The sequence below is a fragment of the Puia sp. P3 genome (genome assembly GCF_050632245.1).
GTDB lineage: Bacteria > Bacteroidota > Bacteroidia > Chitinophagales > Chitinophagaceae > Puia.
The window spans coordinates 2,020,806-2,031,842 of sequence record NZ_CP192583.1; the positions used below are offsets into that span (position 1 = coordinate 2,020,806).

Annotated in this window: 13 protein-coding genes and 2 pseudogenes; 9 read left to right on the forward strand and 6 right to left on the reverse strand. The window is 54.3% G+C overall.

The features are described 5' to 3' along the window. The first annotated feature begins 55 nt into the window (after positions 1-55). The 4 genes from ACQ86N_RS12200 to ACQ86N_RS12215 are packed head-to-tail and all read left to right on the forward strand — an operon-like array spanning position 56 to position 2,180. Entirely contained in the window at positions 56-793 is a 738-nt protein-coding gene (locus tag ACQ86N_RS12200) for a mandelate racemase/muconate lactonizing enzyme family protein (RefSeq protein WP_431215384.1), read from the forward strand. Continuing rightward, the gene (locus ACQ86N_RS12205) at positions 786-1,058 is read left to right on the forward strand and encodes an enolase C-terminal domain-like protein (RefSeq protein ID WP_431215385.1); all 273 of its coding nucleotides are present in this window, start codon (positions 786-788) and stop codon (positions 1,056-1,058) included. Before ACQ86N_RS12200 ends, ACQ86N_RS12205 begins: the two co-directional genes overlap by 8 nt. Then, on the forward strand, positions 1,049-1,783 hold the full coding sequence (locus tag ACQ86N_RS12210) for a bile acid:sodium symporter family protein (RefSeq protein ID WP_431215386.1): 735 nt from the start codon (positions 1,049-1,051) through the stop codon (positions 1,781-1,783). The genes ACQ86N_RS12205 and ACQ86N_RS12210 overlap by 10 nt, the downstream gene beginning before the upstream one ends. After that, on the forward strand, positions 1,710-2,180 hold the full coding sequence (locus tag ACQ86N_RS12215; protein ID WP_431217378.1) for a bile acid:sodium symporter family protein: 471 nt from the start codon (positions 1,710-1,712) through the stop codon (positions 2,178-2,180). Before ACQ86N_RS12210 ends, ACQ86N_RS12215 begins: the two co-directional genes overlap by 74 nt. A gap of 11 nt (positions 2,181-2,191) precedes the next feature. Here the strand turns inward: ACQ86N_RS12215 and ACQ86N_RS12220 are convergent, their stop codons facing one another. Both ACQ86N_RS12220 and ACQ86N_RS12225 read right to left on the reverse strand, forming a co-directional pair. After that, positions 2,192-2,914: a hypothetical protein gene (locus ACQ86N_RS12220; protein ID WP_431215387.1), complete on the reverse strand. Its 723-nt coding sequence runs from the start codon at positions 2,912-2,914 to the stop codon at positions 2,192-2,194. Between the two features lie 90 nt (positions 2,915-3,004). Then, positions 3,005-3,640 carry an HAD family hydrolase gene (locus ACQ86N_RS12225; RefSeq protein WP_431215388.1) on the reverse strand — a complete coding sequence of 212 codons (636 nt, stop codon included), beginning with the start codon at positions 3,638-3,640 and terminating at the stop codon, positions 3,005-3,007. A gap of 171 nt (positions 3,641-3,811) precedes the next feature. Between ACQ86N_RS12225 and ACQ86N_RS12230 the strand changes: the two genes are divergently transcribed. Further along, entirely contained in the window at positions 3,812-4,093 is a 282-nt protein-coding gene (locus tag ACQ86N_RS12230; protein ID WP_431215389.1) for a hypothetical protein, read from the forward strand. A 214-nt stretch (positions 4,094-4,307) separates the two neighbouring features. Here ACQ86N_RS12230 and ACQ86N_RS12235 read toward each other — a convergent pair whose 3' ends face one another. The 4 genes and pseudogenes from ACQ86N_RS12235 to ACQ86N_RS12250 all read right to left on the reverse strand — a co-directional run bounded on the left by ACQ86N_RS12235 (position 4,308) and on the right by ACQ86N_RS12250 (position 6,141). Then, the gene (locus ACQ86N_RS12235) at positions 4,308-4,805 is read right to left on the reverse strand and encodes a murein L,D-transpeptidase catalytic domain family protein (protein WP_431215390.1); all 498 of its coding nucleotides are present in this window, start codon (positions 4,803-4,805) and stop codon (positions 4,308-4,310) included. A 420-nt stretch (positions 4,806-5,225) separates the two neighbouring features. Beyond that, positions 5,226-5,690: a helix-turn-helix domain-containing protein gene (locus ACQ86N_RS12240; protein ID WP_431215391.1), complete on the reverse strand. Its 465-nt coding sequence runs from the start codon at positions 5,688-5,690 to the stop codon at positions 5,226-5,228. A gap of 45 nt (positions 5,691-5,735) precedes the next feature. Further along, positions 5,736-5,891: pseudogene (locus ACQ86N_RS12245) on the reverse strand (AraC family ligand binding domain-containing protein); the annotation flags it as partial. Then, entirely contained in the window at positions 5,845-6,141 is a 297-nt protein-coding gene (locus tag ACQ86N_RS12250; protein WP_431215392.1) for a hypothetical protein, read from the reverse strand. The gene ACQ86N_RS12250 and the pseudogene ACQ86N_RS12245, both read right to left, overlap by 47 nt. A 144-nt stretch (positions 6,142-6,285) precedes the next feature. Between ACQ86N_RS12250 and ACQ86N_RS12255 the strand changes: the two are divergent. The 4 genes and pseudogenes from ACQ86N_RS12255 to ACQ86N_RS12270 form a co-directional block, all read left to right on the forward strand. After that, positions 6,286-6,630 (forward strand): annotated as a pseudogene (locus tag ACQ86N_RS12255) (carboxypeptidase-like regulatory domain-containing protein); the annotation flags it as partial. A 109-nt stretch (positions 6,631-6,739) separates the two neighbouring features. Continuing rightward, entirely contained in the window at positions 6,740-8,242 is a 1,503-nt protein-coding gene (locus tag ACQ86N_RS12260; protein ID WP_431215393.1) for a TonB-dependent receptor plug domain-containing protein, read from the forward strand. A 315-nt stretch (positions 8,243-8,557) separates the two neighbouring features. Continuing rightward, a complete protein-coding gene (locus ACQ86N_RS12265) occupies positions 8,558-9,430 on the forward strand; it encodes a hypothetical protein (protein ID WP_431215394.1) in 873 nt (290 codons plus the stop codon). 26 nt (positions 9,431-9,456) lie between these two features. After that, on the forward strand, positions 9,457-11,037 hold the full coding sequence (locus tag ACQ86N_RS12270; RefSeq protein WP_431215395.1) for a RagB/SusD family nutrient uptake outer membrane protein: 1,581 nt from the start codon (positions 9,457-9,459) through the stop codon (positions 11,035-11,037).

The following is an 11,037-nucleotide window of genomic DNA, read 5'->3' on the forward strand; positions in this document are numbered from 1 at the left end:
ATCAAACAGTTCGGTTTTCACGGCCGCCAGTGGCGGGGGCGTGTGCGCCGTCGAAATGGCACTGTGGGATCTCGCGGGCAAAGCGTACAATGTTCCGGCCTATCAGCTGCTCGGTGGGAAATACCGCGACAAGGTCAGGCTCTATGCCGACACGCCCGAGGAAGAGGACCCGCAAGTATTTACGGCCAAGCTGAAAGACAGGCTCGAGGGAAAAGGATTCACCTTTCTGAAAATGGACCTCGGCATCGAAATGGTCCGGAAGATACCCGGCACCATCGTCAACTCCAACTACTGGGACGTACAGCGCCAGTGGAATATGGCGCCGATGACCTACGGCGCGACGAAACATCCCTTCACACAGATACAGGTGACCGAAAAGGGCATCGAAGAGATGGCCAAATATGTGGCGCAGGTGCGGGATGTGATCGGCTTTGACGTGCCGCTGGCCTCGGACCACTATGGGCATTTCGATATGAACAATGCTATCCGTCTCGGGCGCGGTCTGGAGAAATACCGGCTGGCCTGGCTGGAAGACCTGATCCCCTGGCAGTATACGGACGAATGGAAAGAGATCACCAGGGCCATCGAGACGCCTACCAATACGGGGGAGGATATCTATCTCAAGGAAGAGTTCATCAAGCTCATCGACAATCATGCGACCGACCTTGTCCATCCCGACCTGGCGACGTCCGGCGGTCTGCTGGAGACCAAGAAGATCGGAGACTATGCCGAAGAAAAAGGGGTGGCGATGGCGATGCATTTTGCGGGTCTTCCCGTCAGCTTTCATGGCTAATGTACACTGTGCGGCCGCGACGCAGAACTTTGTGGCGCTGGAACACCATTCTCTGGACCTGCCGTACTGGAGCGATTTTGTCCGGACAAAGGACGGTAAGCCGCTGTTCGAGAAGGGTTTTGCCAACGTGCCGGATACGCCCGGACTGGGGGTGGAACTGAACGACGAAATGCTGAAAAAGCATCTCGATCCGGAAAATAAGAACTATTTTGGACCTACGCCAGAATGGGACAATGTTCGGTCCTGGGACCGGCTGTGGAGCTAAAATTGATTGCCTATGCAAAGGAGCGCGCTGTTCTATATTTTTTCCTGATCTTTCTGGTCCTGTATATCGTCGTTGCATTGATGGGAATGTCATGGGCGGGGTGGTGTCTGATGGGCGTGTTTGCGAGTCTCGCTATCGCATTCCGGGGACATCATTTCCTGAAGGGTTTTACGTTCACCGTGACGATTCTCGCCGTTGTTAGCCTGGCGATGTACTATCCGCAGTATTTTGTGACCGTAGGTGGGTTCCGGCTATCGGGGCTGATCGTACCTTTGCTGCAGGTGATCATGTTCGGGATGGGGACCGAGCTGAGTCTGAAAGATTTTGCGCAGGTGCTGCGTATGCCCCGGGGCGTTATCATCGGAGTCATCTGTCACTATACCATTATGCCGCTTGTCGGCTTCGGCCTGGCGCGCATGTTTGGCTTCCCGCCGGAGATCGCCGCGGGAATCATCCTGGTGGGCTGCTGTCCGAGCGGGCTTGCCTCCAATGTGATGTCTTTTCTTGCCAGGGCGAATCTGGCCCTTTCAGTGAGTGTGACGACTGTTTCGACGCTGCTGGCGCCTTTTCTGACACCGCTGATGATGCGGCTGCTGGCGGGCAGTTTTATCGAGGGTGCACTGGCAGGCGATGGTCTGGGATATAATGAAGATGGTTATTTTTCCCATTATCGCCGGGTTGGCGTTCCACTATTTTGTTCGCGGCCGGTTCAAGGGACTCGATAAGGCGATGCCCGTGATCTCGATGGCGGGTATTGCGCTCATCATCGTGGTGATCACGGCGGCGGGTCGGGACAGCCTCATCAAGGTGGGCGGTCTGCTGGTGCTGGCGACTCTGCTGCACAATACGGCAGGCTATTTTCTTGGCTACTGGGCGGGGAGGCTGTTCTCATTTCCCGAGCGGGACTGCCGGACGATCGCCCTGGAGGTGGGGATGCAGAATGCGGGTATGGCTTCCGGTCTGGCGCTGACGATGGGGAAGCTGGCGACCGTGGGTCTGGCGCCGGCAGTTTTTGGACCGTTGATGAATACGACAGGGTCGTCGCTGGCGAGCTGGTGGCATAATCGGTTGCCGGAAGAGCCGGTTCCCGCGGCGGAGGCGGCGGTGGCACCTGGCCGGTGATGATCCCGCGGCTAACCCTTCCCGTGATATTCCTTCAGCTTCTCGTTGATATAGAACAGTATATCCTCGTTGGAGGCCCTGCGGCAGAATTTATACGAGGGACGATAGCGGTACATGAAGGTTTGCAGCGAGTCGTCGCTGAGACCCGTGACCCTGGCCACGTAGGCGCGGGGAAAACGGAAGTCGATATAGTAGTCGATCTCCTCCTGTTTCAGTCTTTTACGAAGTCTTCTTCTTTGCGTCTCTCTGGCGGAGAAATAGTCGACGGGGCTGACGATCACGCCAAACCCGTATTCGGGTGTTTCGCTGCCGACGAGCCTCCGGCGGTGTGTCGGGTATACCCAGGCGTATTCTTCCCTTCTCTTTAAAGAATCTTTGCTGTAGTTGTCGGCGTCTTCGACGCGGACGGTGGGCAGCTCGACGAGGTTGGGCGTCATCGCTACCAGATAGCCGTCTTTTTCCTGGAACATCCAGACGGCGACATAGGCGGTATCGGGCTGGTAGCCCGCGGACGTAAATATGACGGTGTCGCCGGGTTTGGCGGGGATGCGATAGTTGCCGCCCTGATCGGAGATATTGGTCCTTTTTTGGGTATGGTTGATGACGGTTACGGAGGGGAGGATCTCGTTTGTGGATCGACGTTTGATCTTGCCGGTGAGGGACTGTTGGGCCGCTGCGGGGAGGGAGAGCAGCAGTAGCAGGGACAGGCTGTATACCGGCGTGGAGACAGACATAAAACCAAGATAAAGTTATTGGTTGACAACAGCTTTATCCTGGTCTGCAAATCTTTGTTAAAGAACCTGACGCTCGCGCGTAGTTGACCCTTAGAGGACCAACCCCCATTTGGCCAGTGCCTGTTTTGTCTGTTCGACGTTCTTATAGTTGTGGGTGATGCCTCTCAGTTTCAGGCTTTCAGCCACCTGCACGAACATATTACGGTCGTCGATATAGACCACGTTCTCGCGGGGGACCTGGGCGATATCAAGGGCGACCTTCCAGATGTCTGCATCCGGCTTGCGGAAATGGACGAAGCAGGAGGAGATGAAAAAGTCCACGAATTCGTATAGCTTAAAGGCTTTGATGCGGTGTTCATTGAGTTCGCGGCCTTCATTGTTGACCACGGCTATCCGCAGGCCGTATTTTGCTTTGAGTCCCCTGACCAGTTCGATCATCTCGGGATAGGCCTGTGACTGGTCATACATAAAAGCGCGAAAGTCTTCGATCGTGTATGGGCGGGGCTCGTAGAAGACGGCCCTTTTCAGGTATTCGTCGAGGTTGAGCTTGCCCGCCTCATAGGTATCGAAGGTCATGCGGTGTCTGTCGTTGAGTTCGTCCAGATCGAGGTTGAATTTCTTTGCCGCTGCCTCCCGGGCCTTCCTGTCCCATCCATTGGTGAGCATTACTCCTCCGATGTCCAGAAAGAGAGCCGTGACGGGCGCAGATGTGGTATTCGCTGCCATTGCTGTTGATTTTTAAATTTAGTGCAATGTAGGGAGAAAATCGGTTTTTCCGCTGTCGGGAAGATGACAGGATCATTAACGATGATCGGGACACAACAATCGATAATAACGACAATCCCCGGGGTTGCTGGACAAAAAGGGAATCCCTATCTTGGGTAAAACTAACTCTCTATGGCAGCACTTTCTACCTTAGGCATCATCCATACGGCCATCTCGCTGGTGGCCGTGGGTTCGGGCATCGTCTCCCTCGTTCGCACCGGCGATATATCTCTGAGGAATGGGGTCGGCAGGACCTACGTCATAACGACCATCCTCACCTGTCTTACGGGTTTTGGCATCTATCACCACGGTGGTTTTGGAAAGCCGCACGAACTGGGGATCATTACGCTGCTTGTGCTGGGGATCGCGTGGCTGGGGGAAGGAAGCGACTGGGCAGGCTCTCGCCATATATAGAAACGGTCTGCTACTCCATGACCTTTTTCTTTCATCTCGTTCCGGGCGTTACCGAGACGACGACCCGTCTTCCCGTCAGCGCGCCGCTGGCATCGGGTCCGGACGACCCGCTGGTGCAAAAGCTGGTGGGTATATGCTTTTTAATTTTTGTTATCGGCGCTACGTTACAGGTATTACGATTGAGAGGGAAGATATCAAAAAGAACCGTTGCAGCTTAAGAAGCCAGCCTGGACTGGTGCAGGTATCTTTTGTCGGGGCTGTAGATGAAAAGGCAGCTGCCGTCGTGGATCGCGTCGATGATGGCGCTGTCCAGTTGCTCCGGTATGGCGGGGCATCCTTCGCTGCGGCCGAGAAATCCCCATTTCTGGATATGGTCTTCGCTCACATAGCCAGCGGGGTGCATGATGATCGCCCTGCTGAAGACGTTGTCGTTCAATCCCTTTTCCATTCCCTCCAGGCGCATCGAATAGCCGTGCTGTCCTATAAAGGCCTGGCCGGTGAGATAAAAGCCGAGACTGCTCATCAGGCTGTTGCGGCGGTTGGAGAACCTGGTCGCCATCAACCCGCCGGAATTTCGCCCGTGGGCGACGAGCGAACTGAAGAGGAGCTTTCCGTTATAGGTGTCCACGATGAACAGTCTTTTCTGCGTCGAAGGCAGCGAGAAGTCGATGATCGACAGGACGCCGGGATTGGGTATGGAACCGGCCTCCACCAGGCTTAAAAACCGGCGATTGCCTTATGGTAGGCCTGGGTACTGAGCCCGAGTCCCGCTAGCTGCAGGCTGTCGTACAGAAGATTGAGCCGGGAAGAATCGGCGAAAGAAAATTCGTGTCTGGCTGATTTGGATATATCGGAATTGGCAACGGCTGCTGTGCTGGGTGCGGAGTTAGGTAAGGTATATTTTTCGGCGGGCAGGAAACTAAAAAACAAGAGGGCGATAGCAAAACAACAGGGTACTGTCAGATATTTACCGGCCCGGCGCATCCTTTTCTTCATCACGGGTAAGTATTGTTGGTTCTTAGAATATATATTGGTCCTGCAAAGGTACCCGGATATTGGCAAAAAATGCCGGGTTGACCCTGTTTGTTAACTAATTTTAACAGAACTACTGCCCGATATCATAGGGTTTTATTTATTTCCGGCCCCCGCGCGGGTGATGGCCGCTGGCGCGATATTCGATCGGCGAAAGCCCCATCAGTTTGCGGAACATCCTCGAAAAATAATAGGGGTCCTCTATCCCCAGCTTGTCTGCGATCTCTTTTATTCGAAGTTCGGTGTACAGGAGGTACTGGCAGGCCTTCTGGACCTTCAGGTGGTTGAAGTATTCTATTGGTGCATAACCCGTCGTTTTGCGGAAGAATGCGGAATAGTGCGACGCGGAGAAATTGACCGATGCGGCGATATCTCCCAGTGTCAGCGTCCGGGAGAGGTTTTGCTGCATAAAGTCGATCGACAGCTCGACCGCATTGTCTTCCGGTTTGTTCTTCGTCAGACCGAACTTATCGGGGTAGATGAAGGAGGAGAAATAGTGATAGAGACATATGTTCGCGTAGCAAAGGTTGTCATTGCCGTATCCTCTTTCCAGGCAGGTATACATTTCCTCGAACAGGTCGAGGCGCCGGGCCTGGAAATCGACGGTCCCGCGATGTGCGTTTGTTTTTTCCAGCAGCGTCCGTATCAGCCTTTCCGATGCGGAACCTTTGAAGTGTACCCAGTAAATAGTCCAGCTATCGTCTTCGCTGGCCGAATAATTATGCTGCTCTCCGGCGGGGATGAGAATGAACGTTCCGGGGCCGATCTCGTACTTTTTTCATTACCTGCGCGCTCCCTTTTCCTTCCACGCAGTAGATGAGTATATGCTGGTCGCTGCCGTGCGCGCGTTGTCTGAAATGATACTGGGCTTTCGGATAATACCCGATATCAGTGATGTATAGCCACTTGATCATGGAGTTGTTCACGCAGGAGTCGGCCAGTATCTTACGCGGCAGGACGATGGATCGTTGTCCTGCAAACCCTTCCTTTTTTCTGAGTACGCTGGATTGTTTCATATGCAAGCTGTTTGTGTTGTCCCGGACAACCTGTGGCAAAAGTAAAAGTTATTGCTATTGCATGTAGAAACAGACCGATAATAAGATTGTCTAGGTTTTTAATAAGAAACTCCATCCGGCCTCTGCCGATATCTGGCTAAAATTGTGCCTTCGAATTCACGATCAACGAAAACTGCCAGATATGAAAAAAAGACTACTGCTTTTCTGCTTTCCCATTTTCTTTATGGCGCTGACTGTGTTCCCCAGCCAAAACCCATCAGGGGTATCATCACCCACACGGGAGGTGAGGCGCCTTTTTCCGGAGTAAGTGTGACTATCAAGGGCTCCTCGAAGGGGACCGTCACGGATAACGAAGGAAGATTTTCCATCAGCGTATCGTCCGACGCTACTCTCGTCCTTTCCTATATCGGGTATGCGACAAAGGAGGTTCCGGTCAACGGACAAAACTTTATTACGGCTTCCATGGAAGCCTCCAACAAAGAACTGGACAATGTCGTGGTCATAGGCTACCAGACCACGTCCAGGAAGAGCATCAGCACTTCCGTCGCCTCGGTATCGGCGAAGGACGTCAACTCTTATGTGACGGGCAATGTGGCCAATGCCCTGCAGGGTAAGGTACCCGGACTGCAGGTCGTGTCAGGCGGCGGCCTGCCGAGGCGCGCAACCGAGGATACTGATCCACGGTCTGAGCAGCATCAACTACAACAACAACCCGCTGGTGATCATCGATGGCGTCGAAGTAGGGTTCAACTCACTGAACCTGCTGAACCCATCGGATATCGAAACCATCGACGTGCTGGAAGACGCCTCGGCGGCGGCCATCTATGGCGCACGCGGTGGACAGGGCGTTATCCTCGTGACGACGAAAAGAGGGAAGGGCAACGCTTCCATCAATGTGTCGGCTTCGACGGGCTTCAACTACCTGCCCAAAGTGAACCTGGCCGGCGCCCCCGAATACGCAAAGACGATGAACCAGATCGCACAGGCCAGCAGCCAGCCGGCGCCTTTCGCCAATCCGGACGGGCTTACCACCAATAATTACTGGGACAAAACGTTCGACGTGGGGCGTACGCAGAACTATATGGTCAGCGCCACGGGCGGAAGGAATGGCCTTTCGCTCTATGCCAGCCTGGGCTACTACCGCGAAGACTCGTACAACGCGACCGCCAAAGGTGGCAACTGGCAAAAATACACCGCCCGTTTCAACGCAGATATGACCTTAAACAACGCCGTGAAGTTTGGCGTCGCCCTGGCGCCCCGCTATGAGACGTGGCTGAGCAGTCCCAACAATATCTATGCGGCCTATTCTATGGACCCGACCGTCGCGCCTTTCAAGACTTCCGACAGCGTATACAGGTCGATTCCCGGCGGATTTATGGATATGACGGCCTTTAACCCCTATTACAGCCTGCCCAACCGGTCTTCGTTCAACAGCGTGACCAATCCCGCGTTCAACTATGTGACGAATTTCAACAAGAACGATTTCTTCGGGACACAATACAGCGCCTACCTGCAGATCACGCCCATCCGTAATCTTGTCATCAAGAGCACGGTGGAGGGGTTTGTGGACGTCAGCCAGTATAACAATTATTCGCCCAAATACTATCTGGCCCCCAACGCTAACAACAAGCAGTCGACCCTCTATTCCACGACCGGGGTCAATACGCGCTGGAAGATCGTCAATACCGCTAACTATAAATTCAGCGTTGGTGATCACAATGTCGATCTGCTCGCCGGCGAGAGCACAGATAAATATATCGTAAAGGCCACCAGCGCTACCCGTCAGGGCATTGCACTCGATGACCCTTCCTTCCAGTATGTGTCCGCGGCCACTACCGTCATCGACGGCAGCGGTTCCTATCAGCCCGGCGCGGCTCCATGGGGAAATATGGTGTCTTATTTTGGCTCGCTGCGGTATAACTATAAAGAGAAGTATTTCGTTTCCGGCACGATGCGCGGCGACGCCTCATCGCTCGTAAACCCCCTGTATCGCTGGGGTTATTTCCCGACGATATCGGGCGCGTGGATCCTATCGGAAGAAGGGTTCTTCAAAAAGGTCAGCCCCGAAACGATGAGCTATCTGAAGCTGCGCGCCAGCTAGGGGAAGTCCGGCGGCAACCTGCCCCCTTCCTCGGGAGCTTATCTCACGACGCTGGGCTCGACCACCTATCCCAACGCCGCCGGCGGCTATACGGTAGGTTATGCCGCGGGCACCATCGCCAACCCCGAGATCAAATGGGAGATACAGAAGGACTATACCGTCGGTCTGGATGCCACCCTGCTGCACGACAAACTGTCTGTTACCGCCGAGCGCTTTGTCCGCAACCCCAGCAACCTGCTGGAGAATATTACGGTCGACTATGTCCTCGGCTATCCGCAGGGATATTATCCGACCCAACTGGCCAATGTCGCCAGGATGACCACGAGAGGCTGGGACTTCTCCATCGGCTACAAGGACAATCTTACAAAGAAATTGAAGCTGGGAGTCAACCTTACCGTCAGCCATTCCAAATCCATAGTCGACGATCTGGGGACGGCCGACCCGATACTCGGGCACGAGGCCAACGACGTGATCTCCACCTATCGCAGCCGTCTTACAAAGGGGCATGAACCCGGCGCCTGGTACGGATTTGTCACAGACGGCGTTTTCCAGACGGACGCAGAGGCCGCCGCCTATGTCAACAAGAACGGCACCCGACTTCAGCCGAATGCCAAAGCAGGAGACCTGAAATTCAAAAATATCAACGGCGATACCGTACTGGACAATACTGATCTTACGGATCTCGGCTCGCCCTGGCCAAAATACACCGGCAACCTGACGATCACCCTCAACTACGGCAATTTCGATTTCCGGACGGAGTTCTATGGTTCGTTTGGTGCCAGATATTTCCAGGGCTACCGCCTGAACATGAATCCCACAGGGCATCTCAACTTCGAGTCGGGTCTGGAGAACCAGTTCTGGCATGGAGCAGGCACCAGCAACAAATTCCCGGTCCTTCGCTATCCCGACCAGAATGGCAATTTCAGCAAGATGTCCGATTTCTTCCTGGCGGAATCGAATTTTGTACGGTGCAGTTTGCTGCAGGTGGGTTATACGATCCCGCAGTGGATAAAGGGCGTGAAGAGCCTGCGCCTGTACGCTTCCGTTCAAAATCTGTTCACCGCCACAAAATACCCCGGTCTGAACCCCGACCTTCCCTGGTATAGCACCGTCGGCTATAACGGAGTGGATAACTACCAGGCAATCCCCTCACGGACATTCCTGGTCGGCGTCAACCTCAACTTATAATTCCCGTTTCCGATAAAAATATCTGTATGCAACGCAATCTTTTCATTTCAACTTCTCTTGTGGCCCTGCTGCTGGTCATGACGGGATGCAAGAAGTCCCTTCTGACCGTAGACAACAACAGCTCAGCCGTTCAGACCTCGCAGTATTTCACCACCGTGGATCAGTGCAATACTTCCACCCAGGTATGCTACCGGTATATCGACTGGGACAGCTGGTGGCAGATATTCAACTGGCGCTACCTTGCCGGCGAAGCCGCCAGTGACAACGCCTGGGTCGGCAATACCTATCAGGCCTCGCACGCCACCTACAACGCTGTAACTGAATATATGCTGGATGCGGGAAATGACCGCAACGAGGCCCAGTGGATACAACTGTATAAAGGCATCGGGATCTTCAACAATACGATCGAAGGGATCCAGTCGGCTCCTATCGATACCGCGAGCAAATCGAAGTTCATTGCCGAGCTGAAATTCCTCAGGGCCTGGTGCTATTTCGATCTTGTCCGCAACTATGGCGGTGTTCCTATCGTATTAAAAACCTATCCCGCCGATACACACCTGCCCCGTAATTCGGTCACAGAGGTTTACAACCAGCTGATCACCGACCTGAGGAGCGCCGCCGCCCTGCTGCCACGCAGGTCTGCCTACGCAGCGGCGGACAAGTTCAGAGCCTCTTCGGGTTCGGCCTGGGCGCTGCTCGCCAAAGTCTATCTCTACAAGGAAGACTGGGCGAATGCGGAAATTGCTGCGCGTCAGGTCATCGATGGGGGAGACTATTCGCTGGAGACCAGCTTCGGAACGCTGTGGAGCTATAGCTACAAGAACGGCCCCGAGTCCATATTCGAGATCCAGTGCGCCTCCTCGCAGAATCCGGCGCTTCCCTCCTCGGCGTTGTATATGGTGAACGCCGTTTCGGACGGGGGCTGGGGCTATTACTCCGTAACCAGCGATCTGGAGAACGCCTATATAGCGGCTGGGGACAGTATTCGCATGGTATGGACGATCAACCGTCAGGGAAAGCCCGTCGCGGGAGACCCGAACAACAATAGTTTTAACGGCGGCGGCTATCCGGCCAACCAGTCCAAGTCGGGTCGTTTTTCGCGGAAATGGTATGTGCCCAAGTCCCAGCGTCCGGCCAATGGTCTGTTTGCCCGCAACGATATTATTCTGCGGTTTGCCGACGTCCTGCTCATTCACGCCGAGGCCTGCGCGATGGAGAACAAGCCTGCCGATGCCCTGGCTTCTTTAAAGATCGTCAGAGACAGGGTTGGTTTGACGACCGATATGAGCCTGACCGGCTGGGACCTGATCAATACTATCAGAAAGGAAAGGAGACTGGAAATGGCTTTCGAAGGAGACCGGCTTTATGACCTCCGGCGGTGGAAGGACCAGTCCGGCGCCCCTGTCATCAACAGCGTTCTCGGGCCGAACGGCAGCTTCGTGAAATACAATACCCAGACCAGCACTGACCTCTATGAGACCAGGAATCTGATCGAGGCACAGAATAAGGGGGCTCATTTTAACCCCGCCATTCACGGACTCTGGCCTATTCCCAACAGTGAGATCGTCGCCTCCGGCGGAGTTATCAAACAAAATCCCGGCTACTAA

Bases quoted from the DNA above. Each gene is read 5' to 3' on its own strand.
- ACQ86N_RS12225 (WP_431215388.1), bottom strand. From the start codon at position 3,640: ATGGCAGCGAATACCACATCTGCGCCCGTCACGGCTCTCTTTCTGGAC.
- ACQ86N_RS12270 (WP_431215395.1), top strand. From the start codon at position 9,457: ATGCAACGCAATCTTTTCATTTCAACTTCTCTTGTGGCCCTGCTGCTG.
- ACQ86N_RS12205 (WP_431215385.1), top strand. From the start codon at position 786: ATGGCTAATGTACACTGTGCGGCCGCGACGCAGAACTTTGTGGCGCTG.
- ACQ86N_RS12230 (WP_431215389.1), top strand. From the start codon at position 3,812: ATGGCAGCACTTTCTACCTTAGGCATCATCCATACGGCCATCTCGCTG.
- ACQ86N_RS12250 (WP_431215392.1), bottom strand. From the start codon at position 6,141: ATGAAACAATCCAGCGTACTCAGAAAAAAGGAAGGGTTTGCAGGACAA.
- ACQ86N_RS12200 (WP_431215384.1), top strand. From the start codon at position 56: ATGGCACTGTGGGATCTCGCGGGCAAAGCGTACAATGTTCCGGCCTAT.
- ACQ86N_RS12260 (WP_431215393.1), top strand. From the start codon at position 6,740: ATGCCCTGCAGGGTAAGGTACCCGGACTGCAGGTCGTGTCAGGCGGCG.
- ACQ86N_RS12215 (WP_431217378.1), top strand. From the start codon at position 1,710: ATGGTTATTTTTCCCATTATCGCCGGGTTGGCGTTCCACTATTTTGTT.
- ACQ86N_RS12265 (WP_431215394.1), top strand. From the start codon at position 8,558: ATGACCACGAGAGGCTGGGACTTCTCCATCGGCTACAAGGACAATCTT.
- ACQ86N_RS12240 (WP_431215391.1), bottom strand. From the start codon at position 5,690: ATGTATACCTGCCTGGAAAGAGGATACGGCAATGACAACCTTTGCTAC.
- ACQ86N_RS12220 (WP_431215387.1), bottom strand. From the start codon at position 2,914: ATGTCTGTCTCCACGCCGGTATACAGCCTGTCCCTGCTACTGCTGCTC.